This is a genomic window from Candidatus Merdisoma sp. JLR.KK006 (genome assembly GCF_036941035.1).
Classification (GTDB): Bacteria; Bacillota; Clostridia; order Lachnospirales; family Lachnospiraceae; genus Laedolimicola.
On the sequence record NZ_JAYMNS010000035.1, the window covers coordinates 23,030 to 42,939 of the forward strand.

Sequence of the window (19,910 nt, forward strand, 5' to 3'; positions counted from 1 at the left end):
AATAAAAAGCCCGTGGAGGGATAGCCACCAGTCGGATTTAGAAACAAAAACTGAAAACATAACAAACACAGCTTCGAGTATGACAAAGAAAATCCTAACCGAAAGGGGTGGGTGCCTGTGTTGACTTCGGAGCAGCAAAAGCGCAAACCAAAACAAAGCAAAATCCGCTATACGGAGTATTACGACCTGCAAAGCATCTTTGACAGTCTGTATGCTGACAGCCTGAACGGCAAGACCTTTCAGAACCTCATGCGCCTGATTGCAAGTGAGGAAAACATCAAACTGGCATATCGGACAATTAAGGGCAACAAAGGAAGCGGTACTCCCGGCGTGGATAAGCGGACAATCAAAGACCTTGCCGCACTTCGTGAGGAACAATACGTCCGGCTTATTCAAAAACAGTTCAGTTGGTACACTCCCCGCCCGGTGAAACGGGTGGAAATCCCCAAACCCAACGGAAAAACAAGACCGCTGGGGATTCCTACAATTGTTGACCGCATAGTGCAGCAATGTATTTTACAAGTGCTTGAACCAATCTGTGAAGCAAAGTTCCATGAGCGTTCCAACGGCTTCCGTCCGAACCGCTCTACGGAACACGCCATAGCACAATGCTGTCGGCTCATGCAGGTACAGCACTTGCATTATGCGGTGGATATTGATATTCGTGGTTTCTTTGATAATGTAAGCCACGGCAAGCTGATAAGGCAGATGTGGGAAATGGGTATCCGGGACAAAAAGCTGTTGTGTATCGTCAAGCAGATGTTAAAGGCACAGGTGGTACTTCCAGATGGAACGAGGACAACTCCAACCAAAGGAACGCCGCAGGGCGGCATTTTGTCGCCACTGCTCTCCAACATAGTGCTGAATGAGCTTGACTGGTGGGTGACTTCCCAGTGGGAGGAAATGCCTACCCATTACGAGTACAAAACCCGGCAGAACGCCCACGGTACAGATATTAAAAGTCACACCTACCGGGCGCTCAGGCGGAGCAGACTCAAAGAAATGTACATCGTGAGGTACGCTGACGACTTCAAAATCTTTTGCCGGAGCCGGCAGGACGCTGAAAAGGCGTTTGAAGCAACGCGGCTATGGCTAAAAGACCGGCTCGGGCTGGAAATCAGCCCGGAAAAGTCTAAAGTCATCAATCTAAAACAGCGGTATTCGGAGTTTTTGGGATTCAAGATGAAAGTCTACCCCAAAGGGAAAAAATACGTGGTCTGTTCACACATGAGCGATAAAGCCATAAAGCAGGCAAAGGGAAAAATATCTGCCGCTATCCGGGCGATACAGAATCCGGCAGATGACCGGGCGCAATACATCGCCATTCAGCAATACAATTCCGTGGTTGCCGGACTGCACAATTATTACCGTCTGGCAACACACATCAGCGTAGATTTTCCAAAGCTGTCCTATGGACTGAAGCTGCAAATGGCAAACAGGCTGCGGGAATTGACATCAAAAGGAAAACTGGAACGTGGATTTATCAAGGAACGGTATGGCAAGAGTAAACAGCTAAGGTTTCTAAACGGACACCCTCTCATTCCAATGGGATATGTCCAAACAAGAAACGCCCAGCACAAAAAGAAAACCGTCAATCGGTATACATCGGAGGGACGGGCAGAAATCCATAAAAATCTTGGTATCAATACCGATACGATGATATGGCTCATGCAAAACCCTGTGTTGGATAAAACGATTGAGTTTGCAGACAATCGGATTTCGCTGTTTGCGGCTCAATATGGGAGGTGTGCCGTAACTGGCATTGACCTTATGCCTCATGACATTCGCTGTCACCATAAAGTGCCGCTTGAAAACGGCGGTACAGATGAATATGGCAACCTTGTTCTTGTAACCGAAGCAGTACATATCTTAATCCATGCCACTTTGGGAGAAACAATCCAGAAGTACCTAAATGAACTCCAACTGAACAAAAAGCAACTGGAAAAACTGAATAGACTGCGAAAACTGGCGGGAACGTCTGTAATCGCATAACCAATCTTTTAATGCTGTAACGAAGTGTGTAAGTTATGTTTAAAACGTAAAATTTCTAAATTCGATGGGGCGCCGTGTGCGGTGAAAGTCGCATGCACGGTGCTAAGCGGGGGAAAAGCCGGAAACATTTGAAACTGTAGGCTTACCTATCGCAATCGGGCGCGAAAAGCCAGGGCATGAAGCAGGTCATGGCTAATTAGAGGTAATCAAAAGAGGAAAGGAAAAGCACAATCCAGACGGAACCGGCGATACCGTCAAGAAATATTTGTGAGTTAGCAAGAAACCTGATATAATGGGGGCAAGCGCCCATCCGGGGCAGAAAGGCAGGGAGAAACATGCACATCAGCTACAAACCGCTCTGGCACACACTGATAGAGCGCAACATGAGGAAAGAAGATTTAAGGCTTGCCGCTGGCCTGACCACAAATATGATTGCCAACATGGGCAAAGAAGGGAAACATATCAGCATGGACACACTTGCCCGTATTTGTGAAACACTGGATTGTGGCATTATGGACGTGATTGAGCTGGCCAGTGACGAGCCTTCCGCCACAGGAGGGAACGATAATGGAAAAACTGAAAGAAAGAATCACAGAGAACGGCATTGATTATATTCTGGCAGGTGATTACTATATCCCGGACTTGAAGCTGCCGGAGGAGAACCGCCCCATCGGACGCTATGGGAGGCTGCACCGGGAATATCTCAAACAGGAGCATCCGGCACGGTACAGTTCCCTTATTTTGACCGGGACATTATGGATATACCTTGCCGACCTGAACGAGCAGGCGGAAGAACGGCTTAACTTAATCATTGAGCAGATGAAAGCCGCCGAAGGAGTGACCGAGGAACTGAAAGCCCGGAACCAGCTTGAATGGGTAGGCCGGATGAACAATATCCGCAACCGGGCAGAGGAAATCATAAACAGTGAGTTGATTTATATTTGATTGGATGTGGAAAGACCAGCCGACTACCCGGCTGGTCTTTCTAACCTTCCCTGCGCTCCAATACCGCCCGAATCATGGCAACGGCGATTTCCTGCTGGCTGGGCGACGTGCTTTCCCACAGCTCTGCCAGCTCCCGTATCTTGCTGACCTCATTATCTTCCAGCGCATCCCGCAGCAGATAATCAGGGGAGATTTTCAGTGCGTTGCAGATATTGATAAATACGGGCAGACTGGGAACCTTTATCCCGCCTTCAATCTGCCGGAGGTAAGTTGCGTTGATATTGCACAGCTCCGAGAGCCTGTCCGCCGTGAATCCCCGGTCTTTCCTCACCATGTTGATACGTTTGCCTAATCCTTTACCTTCCATAATGCCACCCATTTCATAAGCTATTAGCATTTATTTTGTACACTTTTAGACTACATCACACTTAGGGATTGCAATAGATTCTAAAAGACTATATAATATTAGCTAGTAGACTATAAACTATGAAAGGGGAACAACAGAATGGAACTGAACTATTTTAGGGACAGGCTTTTTGATTTACTAAACGACAGTGAAGGGATGGGGATTGTTGACCTGAACGCAGATGAGCGGAACAGCCTGCTCACTGTCAGGACAGAGGACGGGAATGTATTTGAAATCGTATGCCGACAGGCAGCGGGGAAGGAGGACGGATGGACGACCGCAAACTGACTGTATGCTATGGACGTGGCAATTACAAGCAATCTCCGCCGCAGATTCTTTTACAAGGTAAGTGGCTGGAACAGGCTGGATTCTCCGCAGGGGACAAAATCACCGTGAAATGCCAGCAGGGGCAGCTTATCATCACAAAAAACGGAACAAGAGCAGATTCAACAGAATAATGTTTATGATACAATGATTTTTTCGGAAAATCTATTCCCTCTGGAAAGTGACTGCGGTATAATGAAGCTATCGACAAATCGGAATAGGGAGGTAAATTTATATGAGTGATTTTGCTATTCGTTTTCTTAATAGTGAAGGGGAACCTATTACACAAGAAACTGTAGACAAACTGGTGTGCAAAATTCGGGAAAATCATTGTAGGTCTGCATGGTTAGCTTTGGATGAATATGGCGAAGAGGATTTTCTATCTGTAGATATTGAGAATGATTGGGCGGCTCTGGCTTTTAACACATATGGTGAAGATGAAGAGGCTCATATGTATATGCCTGTCAATTCCGAATATGGTACATCCAAAGAGGACGCTCCTGTAAATATCAGCGGACAGACTCCAGTTCTCAAGCGAAATGCGCTCAATGATTTGAATCTGGTTGCTGAATGTGTTCTCCATTTTGCTAAAACAGGAGAGCTGTATCCAAAGTTGAAGTGGGAGGAAGTAGCGTAAAAAACACAACTTCCAGTTTGTGCGCTTAAAAATTGAATAAGAACCACCCAAAATGCCGTTGCATGGAAAAATCCCAAGCAACGGCATTTCCTTATCTCCGTTTCATTCTGCTCAACGGTGAATCCTTATATGCCGGAGTTTTCTTCATAACATTTTTCAGAACCGTGCGCTCCTGCTCCGACAGCTTCTCATACCGGATTTGTAGCTGCGTACACATCAGGGCAGTGAACACATCCAGATAGGAACCCGGCACGGCCAGCGCCTTCTTTGCGTCCTTGATTAGCTTCATGCCATTGGAGCCGTCCGGCGCACTATCCGTATCATTCTTGTGCGTTTCCCTTATGGCATGGAGGATAGTGTCCCAAGTCCGGTGCGTGACCTGACAGAAATAATCTTCTTCCTGTACCTGCATAGCTTCCAACGCCTTTAACGCAGCATCTTCCTCCACCGGCTGATATTGGGAAAGGACTTGCCCCCGCAGGACTTCCAGAAGGCTGTTGAAGTTTTGGAAGTGGGCGGTTGCCACACCATCTACATAAATTTCCGTGTCCGTCATCAGGGTAATAAAATCCTCATGTGTGGCAATCTCACACAGCAGCCGGTTGTTGATACGCCCGCTTTTCAACAGCTCCACCATGCTGTCACTCAAATGCAGCTCCGTAAGTTCCATGCCCGGATGGTTCCGGTTCTCTGTCAAGCAGAGCAGGTAATCCGTTGACACACCGTAAAACTTTGCCAGCTCCACAAGGTTTTTGTGGCTGATTTCCTTTAGTTCGTCATTCTCATAGCTTCCCAAGGCTGATTTGGAAATCCCCGTAACCGCCGCCAGTTCCTCTAATTTTAAATGCCGCTCCGTCCTTAAATCCTTTAACCGCTCCTGAACCGTTATCCCCTGTTTCATGGCTTCCTGCTCCTTTCCAGCGGCCAGCTTTTGCCGCCATCCCCATTGTACCACATATCCATGCCGGGCGCATTTCCCTTTGTGATTCTTTTCAAAGGCGCAAAATGCGCTTTTGATTTGCCCGGATTTTCAGAAGTGCAAAATGCACATCTGATTTTTGCACCCGTCCAGCAGGAAGCCTTTTCCGCAATCGTGGAATTTTTCAGATTTTGGGCTTCATTCCTGATTCGTGGACATACGGCACATGGTACAAAAATGTCATATGATATAGGCAGTTCATCGATGGATTATTCCAATCGAATGACCGGCCTGTATGGGATATGCTCCCCGGCGATGTAACGCAACGACTTCCGGCAGGGAAACGGAGGAACCCTGACCGGAACGAGCGTACCAAGGAGAGCGAAACGCCGCCAAAGACGGGGGCAGGAACGACAGCAGAGGGAACCGGCAAAATGAACACCGAAACGATACCGAAACACAACAATTTCACGGGGCATAGTCTGCCCTGTCCGTAATACTAAGGGGGATTTTGGGGCGGCTCTACGGCTGTATTTCCCCTGAAAATCGCCCCGAAACGATACACAAAAAACCACTGCCCGCCCATTCCGGCTGTTACTGCTGAATCGGGCGGTTTTTCTATGAAGGAGGCACCATGCCGAGAATGTCAAAGAAGTTGAAGAAAGAGCTTGCTTTCTTCCTGAACGACCGGGGGCGCAGAAGCTACAATGAACTCTGCCGGAAATGCCAGCATGAATGTAAGCAGGGTTTCCGGGCTGTCATTATCGACTGCCCCCGCTACCAATCCAAACGAGCCAAAAGGAGGACACCATCCAATGAATTGTGAATTTATGATAGCCAGTACGCCCCTGCCGCCCTGTATGCCGCTCCCAAAGGCAATGCTCCGGCTTCCGGTCAGCAATACGGCAAAGGTCATGTACGCCCGCCTGTTGGATGAAATCCTGACAAGGGGAACCGAGGACAGCAACAGGATTCTGTTCATCCGCTTCCCCGTCATGGAGATAGCGGCGGCACTCTCCCGAAGCCCCCAGACCTGCAAGCGTTCACTGAACGAGCTGGAACAGGCCGGGATGATTATGCGTGTCCGTCAGGGCATCGGGGAGGTCAGCCATATGTATATCCTGCTCCCGAAGGAGGACACCGCCCATGAATGAAAAGCTGGAAAAACTGAATCAGGAAATTGAAAAGACCGAAGCCAGACTGCGGCGGGCGCAGCATAAGGAGAAAATGCTGGAACACCAGATAAAGACGCTGAACCGGAAGGAACGGACACACCGGCTATGTACCAGAGGGGCTATGCTGGAAAGCCATCTCCCCCACCCGGAATCCGTGACGGATGGGCAGGTCAGCACCATCTTAAAAGTCCTGTTCTGCCGGAGCGACACCAAACGTCTTGTGGAACAGGTTCTTGCAGAAAACTGGAAGGAGGACGCAGAGTGAAATTTTCAAAAAGTGAACTGGACATCATCTATCAATATGCCGCACCGACCAAGGCGGAAACCCTTGCGGGCATGAAAGAAACCGTGCCGGTGATAAAGGACTTACTGACAAAGGCAATCGTGGAGAACGCCATCCGAAAGCTGGAAAAGATACCGGAGCCGGAGTGCAGCCAGTTTGTTGCCGCCACAAAAGCCCGGTTCCTTGCAGAGCGTGACAATTCCATCCGCCAGCGGCTTGCGGCGGCAAAGGCACAGGAGCCAATCATGCAGGGGCATGACCTGTTAGGGATAGAACGGTTCCACCCGGAAACCCGGCACATGATTACGCTGGAAGTACAGAAGCAGTGCTTTGTCGGTTTTAAGGGGGAGCGGTTCCGTTTCTTCCTCTCCGATGAAGGCTACCGGAACGCAAAACGCAGCGAGCAGGAAGGGGAAATCAAGATAAAGAGTCATGCTGCCGTTGTCGCCGGGAAGCTCTATCCCGACAAGAAGCCGAAACAGCAGGAACGGTAAAAAGCCCGTTCCAGAATCAAAGTGCGCCGGGCGCGTCTTGATTTTGCAAGGGAAGTTTTAACGTGGACGAGTCAGGCGCGCTCACATTGGCGGCTTTCCATGTGTGAAAAATCAGAACGAGCCGGGCGCGTTCTGATTTATGCCGCCTATGGCGTAATTGGTACGGCTGATTTCCAACTGCCATAAACTCCACTTGCAATTTTGGCTTCCAAAGCGACAAGCTGGAAAATCCCCCTCTGAAAGAGGGCGCAATTATACACCACCCAGAGGTTGGTGAATTGCGTTCTCCGAAGGCTCCTTGCCGGAGGGCTGTGATTTTCCGCAGTCATGGTCTGCTCCAAATCAAACAGGGGACGCTACGCTTCCCCTGCACTGGCTGCCGCCAGCTACCCTTTTGCCTTTGAATAATCGAATAAATTTATTAGTTTTTTGTTGTGCTTATTCTATAATGATATTGACATAAATAAAAAAATATAGTAGAATATGCACAAAAAGAGGAAAAGGGAGGGATACTGATGATTTTATAAAATAAGCCGTAATTGTAATCTATGTGTAATAATGATTAAGGAGGATACCCATGAAGAAGTTTTTAACATTTTTATTAACTTGTGTTCTTTTTATTACATCTTCAATGCCAGTTTTTGCAATGACAAATGATAAAGTTTCTACAGAAACGCAAGTTGAAATTCCAGTTTTACAGTTTGACAGTAAGGAAGATTTTGAACAATATTGTTATACTCTTTCAAAAGAGAAATCAACCAGAGGGGCAACCGTTATTTATGCTTCCGTGATTAGAGATGGCACAAGTGAGGATTGTGAGTTATACCTATTGTGGGAAGGTGACGAAATGTACAATGCTTTTAGATATAAAAAAATACAGGTTAAAAGTGCTAACCTATTATCAAGTAAAGTTTATAAAACATTTGGAGACGGCACCAATTACACTACCAAAAATACAACCGCTGCGTCTGTTGGGTCTGTAAAAATAGGTGATTTCAAATTAGATAGTGATATTGAAAAAGTTAAAGTAACTTCAAAAGGCTTACAGGGGTATAATATGAAATCTCTATCATGGTTATCAGGAGTAGAATTTTCGGGAACTGTTACCATTAATTAAGCAGGAAAAATATATATTATGAAGCAAAGATATGAATTTATAAGAAATTATAAATCTCAAATTATTCCGGGTTTTAAATCTTTTGAGGAAACATTGAAATGGTTGTCTGAAAAAGTTGATATTATAGAAATACCATTAAGTAGTTTTACAAATTTCTTTTTAGAAAGCCAAAAATTTAATGCTATAAATGCAATTACTAATAACAATTTGCATTTATCTTCAGAAGATTTTGAGTTTATAGCATACAAATTACTATCTACATCAAAAAATGAGGCTTATAATGAAAAATTAGAAGATGAAAAATTTGTTTATATTTTATTTGAGCTAAGAACAAGGTATGTTATAAGCAATAGTGCTAAACTTCAATTAGAAATAGTGATTCAGCAAGGTATTGGTCAATATGATTATGAAAATAATACAGAATATTTGTTGTATTATATTAGCTGTATTGATAGACTAAAAAACAAGGAATATTAAGCAATAAGCAGGAAATCTGAAAAAAGGTCTCCTGCTTTTTTTCTGCCCGGAATCCGGGAGAAAGGAGGGCGCACACTTGCCATGCCCGCACTGTAAAATCACAATCATTAAGCGGAGCAACAATGAATCCGCTGTTTCTGCCGCCGCCTACCAGAGCGGCGAGAAACTGTTCTCTGAATACGACCAAGAGCAGAAACACTATCCCTACAAGAACGAAGTCACCCACAAAGAAATCATGCTCCCGCCCCATGTGCCGCCGGAGTATGCAGACCGCAATACTTTATGGAACTCTGCCGAAGCACAGGAAAAGCAATGGAACTCCCAGCTTGCCCGGAGGTTCGTGCTTGCCATCCCAAGGGAAATCCCATCGGAACAGCACGCCGACCTTATCCGTGACTACTGCCGGGAGTTTTTTGTTTCCAAAGGCATGATAGCCGATTTTGCCATCCATGACAAAGGGGACGGCAACCCCCACGCCCATATCCTGCTCACCATGCGGGCGATGGACGAAAAAGGCAGATGGCTCCCCAAATGCCACAAGGTATATGACCTTGACGGGAACGGCGAAAGAATCCGGCTCCCGTCCGGCAGATGGAAAAGCCACAAGGAGAACACCGTAGACTGGAACGACCGGAAGTATGCCGAAATCTGGCGGCAGGGATGGGCGGACACGGCCAACCGCTATCTGGAAGCCAACGACCGCCCGGAACGGCTTGACCTGCGCTCCTATGCCCGACAGGGGATTGATAAAATCCCCACCGTCCACATGGGGCCAGCCGCCTGCCAGATGGAGAAGAAAGGAATCCAGACCAACGTTGGCAACCTGAACCGGGACATCAAAGCCGCCAACTCCCTCATGCAGTCCATCCGCCAGATGGTGCGCCACTTAAAAGGCTGGATTGCCGATTTAAAAGAGAAAAAAGCCGCCCTGATGGAAGCATTGGAGCAGACGAAGGAACCGACCATACCGGAGCTGCTCTCACAGTATTTAGAACTGCGGAGCGGACAGCGTGCCGACTGGACTTCCAGAGGGAAGCTCAAAGGCACAGTTGCCGACTTCAACAGGGTACAGGCGGCAATGGAGTTTCTGCGGGAAAAAGGAATCTCCACCATAGAGAGCCTTGACACCCGGCTGGACGAAATCAGCCAGACCGCCGTTTCTGTCATGGAGAGCGTGAAAAAAAGCGAGAAGCGTATCAAAGCCATCGACACCATGTTGTCCTATATTGACAAATACGAAGCAAACAAGCCAGTCCATAAGGAGTACGCCGCTATCGGCTGGAAGAAGAAAAAAGAGCAGTTTGCAGAGAGCCACCGGGAGGAACTGGACGCTTACCATGCCGCCATCCGGTATTTTAAAGCCAACCTGAAAGGCAATTCCTACTCTCGCAAAGATTTGGAAGCGGAACGGGAACAGCTTGCTTCTGCCCTGCCGGAACAGGGGGAGGAACTGGAAGCGGTTCAGGCAGATGTAAAAGTGCTGCGGGATGTGCGCCGCTGGCTCAATCAGGTATTGCCATCCGAGCAGTACCGACAGACCGCCGAGCCGGGGAAGAAACCGTCCGTACAGGGGAACCTGAAAGGGCGGCAGGAACGCATCCGGCAGGAGCAGGCAGAGAAACGCCAGCCGCCCCGGACACAGAAACAACAGAATATGGAACTTTAAACAGGCACTTGTTTTGTGATTGTAAATCGCTGGCAAGTGCTTGTTCATTTGAACAAGACGGATTTACAGACAACGTGAACGACATTGTGTCGCTCACGTTGGGATTATCAGGAGGGAACGCCTATTGAACGTATTTGAAGCCGTGAAACAGTCCGTCACCACAAGGCAGGCTGCGGAGCGTTACGGAATCAAAGTAAACCGGAATGGGATGTGCGTCTGTCCATTCCATAACGATAAGAACCCAAGCATGAAGGTTGACCGCCGCTTTTACTGTTTCGGCTGCGGAGCCACCGGGGACGTGATTGACTTTGTTTCCCGGCTCCACGGTATCGGCAGTAAAGAAGCCGCACTCATGCTGGCACAGGACTTCTCCATCCCCTATGAGGACGGGAGGAACGCCGGGAAGCAGCCCATAAGGCCACGCCTGCGGAGGGAAACGGAGGAACAGAAATTTAAGCGCATGGAGCGGCACTGCTTCCGGGTGCTGTCCGACTATTACCATCTTCTGCGCCGCTGGAAGGAAGAATACGCCCCCAAACAGCCGGATGAAGCATGGAATCCCCGGTTTATAGAAGCCCTGCAAAACATGAGCCGTCTGGAATATCTGATGGACGTACTTCTATCGGGGGAACTTCCAGAGCGGGCAGCCCTTATCACAGGACACGGAAAGGAAGTGAGGAACCTTGAAAGACGGATGGCAGAACTTACCGCCCCAGATACGGCAGGAAATAGCGAACATGGCAGACAGCGCAGAGCCGCCCCAGAGCATTGAGGAAGTAAAGGCCATGCTGGAAACCACCGAGAAAGGCGGCTTCCGCAACAGCATGAGCAACTGCCTGACCGTGTTCCAGTGCGACCCGCTCCTTTCTGGGGCGGTTGCCTACAACCTGCTGACCGACCGCACCGATATTTTAAGGCCAATCGGCTACAAAAGAGCCACCGGAAGCCCCATGACCGACACGGACATGAAATATATCCGGCTGTATCTAGAAAAGACCTATGGCCTGACAAGCGAGAAAAAGATACAGGACGCCGCCGACCTTGCCGCCAATGAGAACAGCTACCACCCTGTCCGGGATTATTTAAACGGCCTGACATGGGACGGAACCGGGCGGATACGCTCCTGCCTGCGTCACTTTCTGGGAGCCGGTGAGGACGATTACACATACCAATCCCTGCGCCTGTTTTTGTTGGGAGCCATCCACCGGGCATTTTCCCCTGGCTGCAAGTTTGAAGTCATGCTCTGTCTGGTAGGCGGTCAGGGAGCCGGGAAGTCCACCTTCTTCCGTCTGCTGGCAGTCAAAGACGAGTGGTTTTCGGACGATTTGCGGAAACTGGACGATGACAACGTATACCGGAAGCTGCAAGGTCACTGGATAATCGAAATGTCGGAGATGATTGCCACCGCAAACGCAAAGAGCATAGAGGAAATCAAGTCATTTTTGAGCCGCCAGAAGGAAGTCTACAAGATACCCTACGAAACCCACCCGGCAGACCGCCCAAGGCAGTGCGTGTTTGGCGGCACGTCCAATGCCCTTGACTTCCTGCCCCTTGACCGCTCCGGCAACCGCCGTTTTATTCCCATACAGGTATGCCCGGAGCAGGCGGAAACACACATTTTAGAGGACGAAGCCGCTTCCAGAGCCTATTTAAACCAAGTGTGGGCGGAAGCGATGGAGATTTACAAAAGCGGCAGATGGAAGCTGACATTCAGCCCGGAAATGGTGCGCTATCTAAAGGAACATCAGCGGGACTTTATGCCGGAGGACACCAAAGCCGGGATGATACAGGCTTTCCTTGACAGCTACCCCGGCGATACGGTCTGCTCCAAACAGCTATACAAAGAAGCCCTGAACCATGATTTTGACGAGCCGAAACAATGGGAAATCCGGGAAATCAACGAGATAATGAACCAGTGCGTCACCGGCTGGAAGTATTTCTCCAATCCCCGGATGTTTGCCGGATACGGCAGACAAAAAGGATGGGAACGGGAGCAAAAGGCAAAAGCTGACGCTTGCGCCTTGACAACGGACACCGGCAACGGGGCGGGAAAAACCCCGGAGGGATTTATGCCGGTGCCGGAGCAGATGGAACTTCCATTCTGAAAAAATCCGGCAAAAGACAGCCCGTTGCACACTTCGTTGCTATCCCGTTGCCGGGCCGGTTGCCGGGGAAAATCCCGTAACTATCGGCTTTTCTCCCCTTTAACAACCAAAGCAACAGAAAAATAAAAGAAAAAGTATAAAATAACCCAACTGCCAGACAAGGATTCGTTCCAAGGTTTTTTGAAGCCCGTTGCCGGACTTCGTTGCCGACCTTCCCTGTCTGGCTGTTTTCATGTATGGAGGACAACTGCCTATGGCGAAAAATAAAACAGAGATTCATGTCACCACAGTATTTGACGGCGAGCTGGACGCTACGGACGTTTTCGTGAGCCTTATCGCACAGAAGCACAGCAGAAAAATAGATAAAGAATATCTTGCTAAAACACAAGAAATGAGATATAATAAAGACGAGGTTCAATGTGACCGTGTTCCGTCTGGATTGTGCGGGTAAACGGTTATGATGAACACTTTTGAATATGCAGGGATGGACACACTTCTTGCCGGGAGCTTCCGGGCGGCTATCTATTGCAGGCTGTCCAAGGACGACGACCTTGACGGGACGAGTGCCAGCATCGAGAACCAGCGGGATATGCTGGAAAAGTTCTGCCAGAAGCAGGGATGGGAGGTTACGGCAGTCTATCAGGACGATGGCTTTACCGGCTTGAACATGGAACGCCCCGACCTGAAACGGATGTTGAAAGCCATTGAGCGGAAACAGGTAAACCTTGTCATTACAAAGGATTTATCGAGGTTAGGACGGAACTACTTGCAGACCGGGCAGCTTATCGAGGATTTCTTCCCAAGGAACGGCGTGCGCTATATCGCCATGAATGACGGCATCGACACCATGCGGGACAACAACGACATTGCGCCCTTTAAAAATATCCTGAACGAGATGTACAGCAAGGATATTTCCAAGAAAGTCCATTCTTCCTATGTGCTAAAGGCGCAGAAAGGGCAGTTCACCGGCTGTATCGCCCCATTTGGCTACAAGAAAGACCCGGAGGACAAGAATCACCTTCTCATTGACGGGGAAACCGCCCCCGCTGTCCGGCAGATTTTTGGGTGGGCATTGGAAGGGAGAGGCCCCAACTACATCCGGCGCAGGCTGGAGCAGCAAAAAATCCCCTGCCCCACATGGTGGAACCGGAAGCGGGGACACCGGAACATCCGCACCAAATGGGAAAAGAAAGACCCGGAAAACGGGCGGTACGTCTGGGACTTCTCCGTGATTAAGGAAATCCTGATGAACCCCGTCTACACCGGCGCAATCGCTTCCCAAAAGACCGAGTACCGCTTTAAAATCGGCACTATCCGGGATAAGAAGCCGGAGGACTGGATTGTGGTGGAGGGGACGCATGAGCCGCTGGTGGACAAAAAGGACTTTGCGATTGTGCAGGAAAAACTGAAATCCCGCCAGCGACCGGGCAAATCCGGGGAAATCAACCTCTTTGCAGGGCTGATAAAATGCGGGGAGTGCGGAAAGGCTCTCACCATCCGCACCACGCATGAGAAGTTCCCGAAGCGTATTTTCTCCTGCAAGACCTATAATGCCTATGGGAAGCAGCACTGCACACAGCACCGGGTTGAATTTGACACGCTCTATTCTCTTGTGCTGAACAAAATCCGGGAGTGCGCCGCCGCTGCCCTGACAGACAGTGAAGCAGTAGCCGGACGGCTGACCGATACCTGCCATGCCAGGCAGAAAGACCAGCGGGAAGCGATGGAGCGCACCCTTGCCAAAGACGAAGAACGGATTGAAATGCTGGAAAAAATGGTGCTTCGGCTCTATGAGGACATGGTAGCCGGACGAATCACAGAAGCAAACTTCAATCTCCTGCTGGAAAAGACACAGAAGGAACAGGCGGAATTAAAAGCCAAGGTTGAGGAAGGCCGGAAACGCCTTGCCGATGAAATCCGGCTTGCCGTGGACGCAAGGCAGTGGGTGGAATCCATACAGGAATACCGGGACATCACCGTGCTGGACGCTTCCATCCTGAACCGCCTGATGAAAGAAATCGTTGTCCATGAAACCATAGACAGCGACAAGACAAGACACATTTCCATCGAAATTCATTTTAATCTCAAACCCATACCGGAAGTGGAGCAGGTCACAGGCTGACCGCTCCCCGCTCCGGGGAGGTTCTTTAAAAACTCCATATATATTTCTTGACGTGCCGCCGCCCGCCAGAAAGCTGTATTGTTCCTACTAATTGGGGATAACACAGCTCATGGCGGGCGGCGGCGTTGCCCTTATCGGCATGACCCTTGTACCGCTGCTTTCCGGGCTGTTCGGTTAAGAAGCGTGGGTAAAGGCTTATGCAGAGCATACTTGACGCGATTAACGAATGGATAAAGGAAATCCTCATAGGAGCCATAAACGGTAATCTGTCAACTATGTTCGGGGACGTAAACGAGAAAGTCGGCACTATCGCCGCAGAGGTAGGGCAGACCCCGCAAGGGTGGAACGCAAATATATTCTCCATGATACAGACGCTTAGTGAGAATGTAATCGTACCCATTGCGGGGCTTGTCATTACCTACGTCCTATGCTATGAGCTTATCAGCATGGTAACGGAAAAGAACAATATGCACGACGTTGACACTTCCATGTTCTTCAAGTGGGTGTTCAAGGCGTTTGTGGCAGTCTACCTTGTGACGCACACCTTTGACATCACTATGGCGGTGTTCGATATGGCGCAGCACGTTGTTTCCGGCGCGGCGGGGGTAATCGGCGGCAGCACAGAGATTGATGTTGCCGCCGCCCTTGCTTCCATGCAAAGCGGGCTTGACGCTATGGAAATCCCCGAACTGCTCTTACTTGTCATGGAAACAAGCCTTGTGAGCTTGTGCATGAAAATCATGTCCGTACTGATAACCGTTATCCTCTACGGGCGCATGATAGAAATTTACCTTTACTGTTCGGTATCGCCTATCCCGTTTGCAACTATGACTAACCGGGAATGGGGGCAGATAGGAAACAACTACCTAAAATCCCTGTTCGCTATCGGTTTTCAAGGCTTCCTCATAATGATATGCGTCGGCATTTACGCGGTTTTGGTAAACAACATGATAATAGCGGACAACCTGCACAGCGCGATTTTTTCCCTTGCAGCCTATACCGTTATCCTCTGTTTCTCCCTGTTCAAATCCGGCGCACTGGCGAAGTCGATTTTCTCCGCGCATTAGCGGCGTGTCAAGGGCAGGGTGGAGATTTTCAGAGCGAAGCGGCGAAAATACGACCCGACCTTGACGCGGATAACCCCCATATAATACGGGCGGGCAAAGGGCATAGATTGACCTTTGCCTTGATTACCCTTATGGAAAATTACAGCAACACCAAACCCAGAGAAAGGAGGTTTTCACTTGGCGTATGTACCCGTACCCAAAGACTTATCCAAAGTCAAGACAAAAGTAGCTTTCAACCTTACCAAACGGCAGATTGTATGTTTTGCGGCAGCTCTCATTATCGGCTTGCCGCTTTTCTTTCTGCTCAAAGACAGCACAGGCACAAGCCTTGCGTCTATGGCTATGATTGCCGTCATGCTGCCCTGTTTCCTGTTCGCCATGTATGAGAAGCATGGACAGCCCCTTGAAGTGGTGGTGAAGAACATTATTCAGACGAAATTCATAGCCCCCAAAGAACGACCATACAGGACAGACAACTTTTATTCCGTCTTAGAACGGCAGAGAAAACTTGAAAAGGAGGTATCAGCGATTGCAAAAGGAAACACGAAGAAACAGCGCGGCGGGAAGCGCAAAGCCTAACCCGCCCCGCAAGCTCACCCGCGCCGAGAAAAAGCAGATTGCGGAAATCATCAGACAGGCAAAGGGCGACGGGAAAGCGCATACCGCGCAGCAGACAATCCCCTATATCCAGATGTACCCGGACGGTATCTGCAAGGTTACGGGACGCAAATACTCAAAGACCGTCGCCTTTGAAGATATTAACTATCAGCTTGCACAGGCAGACGACAAGACCGCCATTTTTGAAAACTGGTGCGACTTCCTCAACTACTTTGACGCTTCCGTTTCGGTGCAGCTCTCTTTCATCAATCAGGGGACGCAGCGGGGCGAAGCGGAAAAAGCGGTCAATATCCCGGCACAGGAGGACGCTTTCAATTCTATCCGCACAGAATACCGGGATATGCTGAAAAACCAGCTTGCAAAGGGCAACAACGGGCTTGTCAAAGCAAAATATATCACCTTTGCCATTGAAGCCGACAGTCTGGGCGCGGCGAAATCCCGCCTTGCCCGTATCGAAACGGACGTACTCAACAACTTTAAGCTCTTGGGCGTGTCTGCCCGCCCCATGACAGGCTATGAACGCCTTAAAATGCTGCATGGCATTTTCCACCCGGAGGGCGGGCAGTTTGCCTTTGATTTTTCATGGCTTGCCCCGTCCGGGCTTTCCACAAAGGACTTTATCGCCCCGTCCTCTTTCCGTTTTGGCGAGGGGCGGTATTTCCGCATGGGGCGCAAAATCGGCGCGGTTTCATTCCTTGAAATCCTTGCGCCGGAATTAAACGACCGTATCTTGTCGGACATTCTGGACTTGGAAACGGGCGTTATCGTCAATCTGCATATCCACAGTATCGACCAGACCGAAGCCATAAAGACAATCAAGCGGAAAATCACCGACCTTGACAAAATGAAAATCGAGGAACAGAAAAAAGCGGTACGCAGCGGCTACGACATGGATATAATCCCGTCCGACCTTGCCACGTTCGGCAGCGAAGCGAAGAACCTCTTACAGGACTTGCAGAGCCGGAATGAAAGAATGTTCCTCTTGACGTTCCTTGTGGTGAACATGGCGGACACGAAGCGGAAACTGGAAAATGACGTATTCGCGGCGGCGGGCATTGCACAGAAGAACAACTGCGCCTTAACCCGCCTTGACTACCAACAGGAAGCGGGGCTTATGTCCTCTGTACCGCTTGGGGAGAACCTTATCCCCATTCAAAGAGGGCTTACCACGTCAAGCACCGCTATCTTTATCCCCTTTATCACACAGGAGCTTTTCCAGACGGGCGCGGCTTTGTACTACGGCTTAAACGCCCTGTCTAACAACATGATACTCTGCGACCGCAAGCAGCTAAAGAACCCCAACGGCTTAATCTTGGGTACGCCGGGAAGCGGGAAATCCTTTGCCGCCAAACGGGAAATGACAAACGCTTTCCTCATTACAGACGACGACATAATTATCTGCGACCCGGAAGCAGAGTATTTTTCCCTTGTGCAGCGGCTTGACGGGCAAGTGATACGGTTATCGCCTACGGGCAAGGGCATTGACGGGAAGCCCCAGTATGTGAACCCTATGGATATTAACCTCAATTACAGCGAGGACGACAGCCCCCTTGCGCTGAAATCCGACTTTATCCTCTCCCTCTGCGAGCTTGTCATAGGCGGCAAGGAGGGCTTGCAGCCCGTCGATAAGACCGTCATTGACCGCGCCGTTAGGAACGTGTACCGCCCTTTCCTTGCAGACCCCGACCCGGAGAAAATGCCTATCTTGGGCGACCTCTACAACGAGCTTTTGAAGCAGCCGGAGCCGGAAGCGGCGCGTATTGCGGCGGCGTTGGAGCTGTATGTTTCCGGGAGCCTTAACGTATTCAACCACCGTACCAACGTGGAGCTGAACAACCGCCTTGTCTGCTTTGACATCAAGCAGCTTGGGAAGCAGCTCAAAAAGTTAGGTATGCTCATTGTGCAGGACCAGGTATGGAACCGCGTCACCGTCAACCGGGCAGAAAGGAAATCCACCCGGTATTTTATGGACGAATTTCATCTTCTCTTGAAAGAGGAACAGACCGCCGCCTATTCCGTTGAAATCTGGAAGCGTTTCAGAAAATGGGGCGGCATACCCACAGCCATTACGCAGAACGTCAAAGATTTGCTTGCTTCCCGCGAAGTGGAGAATATCTTTGAAAACTCTGATTTTGTCCTCATGCTCAATCAGGCGGCGGGCGACCGGGCTATCCTTGCAAAGCAGCTCAACATCTCCCCGCAGCAGATGAAATATGTCACCCACACCGAAGCGGGCGAGGGGCTTATCTTCTACGGAAACGTGGTGCTGCCCTTTGTAGACCGCTTCCCGAAAGACACCGAGCTTTACCGGGTAATGACGACGAAGCCGGAGGAAGTGGGCGAAGCATGATAAAAAACGAAAAAAATATAAAACCACTGACACATTTAAGCCTGTTTACCGGGATAGGCGGCATAGACATAGCCGCCGAAGCCGCAGGCTTCACAACCGTCTGCCAGTGCGAATGGGCGGATTACCCAACCGCAGTATTGGAAAAGCACTGGCCGGACGTTCCACGTTTCAGAGATATACACACTCTGACAAAGGAGGCTTTCTATGAACGGACAGGAAAAAAAGAACTCACGCTGCTCTCCGGCGGCTTCCCATGCCAGCCCTTTTCCAGTATCGGGCCAAAAAAGGGGTTTGAGGACACCCGTTACCTCTGGCCGGAAATGTGCCGCGTCATTAACGAACTCCGGCCCCATTATGTGCTTGGCGAAAATGTTGCTAACTTCATCAATATGGGGTTCCACAAAACGCTCATTGACCTGGCAAAAGCGGGATATGCTGTTTGGACATTCGTACTTCCTGCTTGTGCCGTCGGCGCATGGCATGAACGCAAGCGAACTTTTATCGTGGGGATTGATGTTTCCTACTCCCCTTGCCGCCGACACAGGCTCAAGGACAAGGACGGAACGGATAAGCATATCCCCAAACGGGGCGTTCCGCCGGAAGAAACGGGACGGGAGGTACTGGTCGGCGGGGCTTTCGGAAACAATCTATTTTCTGACGCCGGTAACAGACCCGTCCCTGCGCTTCAACCCGGAATGGGTGGAATGGCTGATGGGCTTCCCACAGGGGTGGACGGAAATATCCTCTGGTGCATAGAGCCTACGGATATTCCCCGGCTGTCCCCGAACACAAAGGACAGGTCAAAACGCCTAAAAACGCTTGGGAACGCCGTAGTGCCGGCACAGGTTTACCCAATCTTAAAATATATCGCGGACATGGAAACCGGGAAATGTTCGGAATGGTGCGTCTGGGAAAAGGAGGTGGCAGACCATGAAACAGTATAAATCCAGTGACAAGACCATGCTGAAAATGACCCGCGAGGGGGCTGTCGAGGTAAACGCCGCCACCGGGAAAAAGAAACGTATCAGCAAGCGGATAAGGGACGCGGACTTTGCAAAGACCGAAGCCCCGCCGCAGCCGGAACAGGCAGCGCAGACCCTACCGGGCGGCGCAGCTCCCGCGCCCACAGCCGACGCGCCGCCGCTTCCCCATGCGCCGGGGGCAGAACGGGAACAGGACACCGCAGCAGCCGAGCGCGTCTTGGAGCGTATCG

24 protein-coding genes and 2 pseudogenes are annotated in these 19,910 nt (G+C 49.9%); 23 read left to right on the top strand and 3 right to left on the bottom strand.

Going from position 1 to position 19,910, the window contains the following annotated elements; all coding sequences use genetic code 11:
• Nucleotides 1–117 precede the first annotated feature (117 nt).
• The 3 genes from ltrA (at nt 118) to VSQ61_RS19600 (ending at nt 2,937) form a co-directional block, all read left to right on the top strand.
• Complete coding sequence (gene ltrA / locus VSQ61_RS19590) at nt 118–1,992, top strand: group II intron reverse transcriptase/maturase (RefSeq protein WP_334346075.1); 1,875 nt, start codon at nt 118–120, stop codon at nt 1,990–1,992.
• Nucleotides 1,993–2,327: 335 nt separating this feature from the next.
• Complete coding sequence (locus VSQ61_RS19595; RefSeq protein ID WP_004060877.1) at nt 2,328–2,600, top strand: helix-turn-helix domain-containing protein; 273 nt, start codon at nt 2,328–2,330, stop codon at nt 2,598–2,600.
• Complete coding sequence (locus VSQ61_RS19600) at nt 2,560–2,937, top strand: TnpV protein (protein WP_103242552.1); 378 nt, start codon at nt 2,560–2,562, stop codon at nt 2,935–2,937. Before VSQ61_RS19595 ends, VSQ61_RS19600 begins: the two co-directional genes overlap by 41 nt.
• 40 nt (nt 2,938–2,977) lie before the next feature.
• Here the strand turns inward: VSQ61_RS19600 and VSQ61_RS19605 are convergent, their stop codons facing one another.
• Nucleotides 2,978–3,304: a helix-turn-helix domain-containing protein gene (locus VSQ61_RS19605; protein ID WP_103242553.1), complete on the bottom strand. Its 327-nt coding sequence runs from the start codon at nt 3,302–3,304 to the stop codon at nt 2,978–2,980.
• 138 nt (nt 3,305–3,442) lie between these two features.
• Here VSQ61_RS19605 and VSQ61_RS19610 point away from each other — a divergent pair, with 138 nt between their 5' ends.
• The 3 genes from VSQ61_RS19610 to VSQ61_RS19620 all read left to right on the top strand — a co-directional run bounded on the left by VSQ61_RS19610 (nt 3,443) and on the right by VSQ61_RS19620 (nt 4,304).
• Nucleotides 3,443–3,631, top strand: coding sequence for a hypothetical protein (locus VSQ61_RS19610; protein ID WP_103242554.1), 189 nt, complete (start codon nt 3,443–3,445; stop codon nt 3,629–3,631).
• Nucleotides 3,613–3,801 (top strand): SymE family type I addiction module toxin, encoded by a 189-nt coding sequence (locus VSQ61_RS19615; protein ID WP_016292393.1) that lies wholly within the window; start codon nt 3,613–3,615, stop codon nt 3,799–3,801. Before VSQ61_RS19610 ends, VSQ61_RS19615 begins: the two co-directional genes overlap by 19 nt.
• 101 nt (nt 3,802–3,902) lie before the next feature.
• Entirely contained in the window at nt 3,903–4,304 is a 402-nt protein-coding gene (locus VSQ61_RS19620; protein ID WP_103242556.1) for a hypothetical protein, read from the top strand.
• Nucleotides 4,305–4,395: 91 nt separating this feature from the next.
• Here the strand turns inward: VSQ61_RS19620 and VSQ61_RS19625 are convergent, their stop codons facing one another.
• Nucleotides 4,396–5,205 (bottom strand): helix-turn-helix domain-containing protein, encoded by an 810-nt coding sequence (locus VSQ61_RS19625; RefSeq protein WP_103242557.1) that lies wholly within the window; start codon nt 5,203–5,205, stop codon nt 4,396–4,398.
• Between the two features lie 287 nt (nt 5,206–5,492).
• Nucleotides 5,493–5,702 (bottom strand): hypothetical protein, encoded by a 210-nt coding sequence (locus VSQ61_RS19630; protein ID WP_155885346.1) that lies wholly within the window; start codon nt 5,700–5,702, stop codon nt 5,493–5,495.
• 155 nt (nt 5,703–5,857) lie between these two features.
• Between VSQ61_RS19630 and VSQ61_RS19635 the strand changes: the two genes are divergently transcribed.
• The 17 genes and pseudogenes from VSQ61_RS19635 to VSQ61_RS19715 form a co-directional block, all read left to right on the top strand.
• Nucleotides 5,858–6,049, top strand: coding sequence for a hypothetical protein (locus VSQ61_RS19635; RefSeq protein ID WP_103242559.1), 192 nt, complete (start codon nt 5,858–5,860; stop codon nt 6,047–6,049).
• Nucleotides 6,039–6,377, top strand: coding sequence for a replication initiator protein A (locus VSQ61_RS19640; RefSeq protein ID WP_103242560.1), 339 nt, complete (start codon nt 6,039–6,041; stop codon nt 6,375–6,377). The genes VSQ61_RS19635 and VSQ61_RS19640 overlap by 11 nt, the downstream gene beginning before the upstream one ends.
• On the top strand, nt 6,370–6,663 hold the full coding sequence (locus tag VSQ61_RS19645) for a DUF3847 domain-containing protein (protein ID WP_103242561.1): 294 nt from the start codon (nt 6,370–6,372) through the stop codon (nt 6,661–6,663). The genes VSQ61_RS19640 and VSQ61_RS19645 overlap by 8 nt, the downstream gene beginning before the upstream one ends.
• Complete coding sequence (locus VSQ61_RS19650) at nt 6,660–7,175, top strand: DUF5720 family protein (protein WP_103242562.1); 516 nt, start codon at nt 6,660–6,662, stop codon at nt 7,173–7,175. The genes VSQ61_RS19645 and VSQ61_RS19650 overlap by 4 nt, the downstream gene beginning before the upstream one ends.
• Nucleotides 7,176–7,752: 577 nt before the next feature.
• On the top strand, nt 7,753–8,292 hold the full coding sequence (locus VSQ61_RS19655; protein ID WP_103242563.1) for a hypothetical protein: 540 nt from the start codon (nt 7,753–7,755) through the stop codon (nt 8,290–8,292).
• Between the two features lie 18 nt (nt 8,293–8,310).
• Nucleotides 8,311–8,769 (top strand): hypothetical protein, encoded by a 459-nt coding sequence (locus tag VSQ61_RS19660; protein ID WP_103242564.1) that lies wholly within the window; start codon nt 8,311–8,313, stop codon nt 8,767–8,769.
• Between the two features lie 76 nt (nt 8,770–8,845).
• On the top strand, nt 8,846–10,435 hold the full coding sequence (gene mobQ / locus VSQ61_RS19665) for a MobQ family relaxase (protein WP_103242565.1): 1,590 nt from the start codon (nt 8,846–8,848) through the stop codon (nt 10,433–10,435).
• A 124-nt stretch (nt 10,436–10,559) separates the two neighbouring features.
• Complete coding sequence (locus tag VSQ61_RS19670) at nt 10,560–11,207, top strand: CHC2 zinc finger domain-containing protein (RefSeq protein ID WP_103242566.1); 648 nt, start codon at nt 10,560–10,562, stop codon at nt 11,205–11,207.
• Nucleotides 11,173–12,540 carry a virulence-associated E family protein gene (locus VSQ61_RS19675; RefSeq protein WP_334346076.1) on the top strand — a complete coding sequence of 456 codons (1,368 nt, stop codon included), beginning with the start codon at nt 11,173–11,175 and terminating at the stop codon, nt 12,538–12,540. The genes VSQ61_RS19670 and VSQ61_RS19675 overlap by 35 nt, the downstream gene beginning before the upstream one ends.
• 253 nt (nt 12,541–12,793) lie before the next feature.
• Nucleotides 12,794–12,991, top strand: a complete 198-nt coding sequence (locus tag VSQ61_RS19680) for a hypothetical protein (RefSeq protein ID WP_103242568.1) — start codon at nt 12,794–12,796, stop codon at nt 12,989–12,991.
• 6 nt (nt 12,992–12,997) lie between these two features.
• The gene (locus tag VSQ61_RS19685) at nt 12,998–14,662 is read left to right on the top strand and encodes a recombinase family protein (RefSeq protein ID WP_103242569.1); all 1,665 of its coding nucleotides are present in this window, start codon (nt 12,998–13,000) and stop codon (nt 14,660–14,662) included.
• A gap of 94 nt (nt 14,663–14,756) precedes the next feature.
• Nucleotides 14,757–14,840, top strand: a pseudogene (locus tag VSQ61_RS19690) (Maff2 family mobile element protein); the annotation flags it as partial.
• A 19-nt stretch (nt 14,841–14,859) separates the two neighbouring features.
• Nucleotides 14,860–15,729 (top strand): VirB6/TrbL-like conjugal transfer protein, CD1112 family, encoded by an 870-nt coding sequence (locus VSQ61_RS19695; protein ID WP_002584320.1) that lies wholly within the window; start codon nt 14,860–14,862, stop codon nt 15,727–15,729.
• A gap of 177 nt (nt 15,730–15,906) precedes the next feature.
• Nucleotides 15,907–16,308: a PrgI family protein gene (locus VSQ61_RS19700; RefSeq protein WP_159751715.1), complete on the top strand. Its 402-nt coding sequence runs from the start codon at nt 15,907–15,909 to the stop codon at nt 16,306–16,308.
• Complete coding sequence (locus VSQ61_RS19705; RefSeq protein WP_118340138.1) at nt 16,259–18,697, top strand: VirB4-like conjugal transfer ATPase, CD1110 family; 2,439 nt, start codon at nt 16,259–16,261, stop codon at nt 18,695–18,697. The genes VSQ61_RS19700 and VSQ61_RS19705 overlap by 50 nt, the downstream gene beginning before the upstream one ends.
• Nucleotides 18,694–19,641 carry a DNA (cytosine-5-)-methyltransferase gene (gene dcm, locus VSQ61_RS19710; RefSeq protein ID WP_154277754.1) on the top strand — a complete coding sequence of 316 codons (948 nt, stop codon included), beginning with the start codon at nt 18,694–18,696 and terminating at the stop codon, nt 19,639–19,641. The genes VSQ61_RS19705 and dcm overlap by 4 nt, the downstream gene beginning before the upstream one ends.
• 25 nt (nt 19,642–19,666) lie before the next feature.
• Nucleotides 19,667–19,910, top strand: a pseudogene (locus tag VSQ61_RS19715) (CHAP domain-containing protein); the annotation flags it as partial.

Coding starts and splice junctions, on each gene's coding strand:
- VSQ61_RS19595 (WP_004060877.1), top strand. CDS start 2,328: ATGCACATCAGCTACAAACCGCTCTGGCACACACTGATAGAGCGCAAC.
- VSQ61_RS19600 (WP_103242552.1), top strand. CDS start 2,560: ATGGAAAAACTGAAAGAAAGAATCACAGAGAACGGCATTGATTATATT.
- VSQ61_RS19605 (WP_103242553.1), bottom strand. CDS start 3,304: ATGGAAGGTAAAGGATTAGGCAAACGTATCAACATGGTGAGGAAAGAC.
- VSQ61_RS19610 (WP_103242554.1), top strand. CDS start 3,443: ATGGAACTGAACTATTTTAGGGACAGGCTTTTTGATTTACTAAACGAC.
- VSQ61_RS19615 (WP_016292393.1), top strand. CDS start 3,613: ATGGACGACCGCAAACTGACTGTATGCTATGGACGTGGCAATTACAAG.
- VSQ61_RS19620 (WP_103242556.1), top strand. CDS start 3,903: ATGAGTGATTTTGCTATTCGTTTTCTTAATAGTGAAGGGGAACCTATT.
- VSQ61_RS19625 (WP_103242557.1), bottom strand. CDS start 5,205: ATGAAACAGGGGATAACGGTTCAGGAGCGGTTAAAGGATTTAAGGACG.
- VSQ61_RS19630 (WP_155885346.1), bottom strand. CDS start 5,702: ATGCCCCGTGAAATTGTTGTGTTTCGGTATCGTTTCGGTGTTCATTTT.
- VSQ61_RS19635 (WP_103242559.1), top strand. CDS start 5,858: ATGCCGAGAATGTCAAAGAAGTTGAAGAAAGAGCTTGCTTTCTTCCTG.
- VSQ61_RS19640 (WP_103242560.1), top strand. CDS start 6,039: ATGAATTGTGAATTTATGATAGCCAGTACGCCCCTGCCGCCCTGTATG.
- VSQ61_RS19645 (WP_103242561.1), top strand. CDS start 6,370: ATGAATGAAAAGCTGGAAAAACTGAATCAGGAAATTGAAAAGACCGAA.
- VSQ61_RS19655 (WP_103242563.1), top strand. CDS start 7,753: ATGAAGAAGTTTTTAACATTTTTATTAACTTGTGTTCTTTTTATTACA.
- VSQ61_RS19660 (WP_103242564.1), top strand. CDS start 8,311: ATGAAGCAAAGATATGAATTTATAAGAAATTATAAATCTCAAATTATT.
- VSQ61_RS19675 (WP_334346076.1), top strand. CDS start 11,173: ATGGCAGACAGCGCAGAGCCGCCCCAGAGCATTGAGGAAGTAAAGGCC.
- VSQ61_RS19680 (WP_103242568.1), top strand. CDS start 12,794: ATGGCGAAAAATAAAACAGAGATTCATGTCACCACAGTATTTGACGGC.
- VSQ61_RS19685 (WP_103242569.1), top strand. CDS start 12,998: ATGATGAACACTTTTGAATATGCAGGGATGGACACACTTCTTGCCGGG.
- VSQ61_RS19695 (WP_002584320.1), top strand. CDS start 14,860: ATGCAGAGCATACTTGACGCGATTAACGAATGGATAAAGGAAATCCTC.
- dcm (WP_154277754.1), top strand. CDS start 18,694: ATGATAAAAAACGAAAAAAATATAAAACCACTGACACATTTAAGCCTG.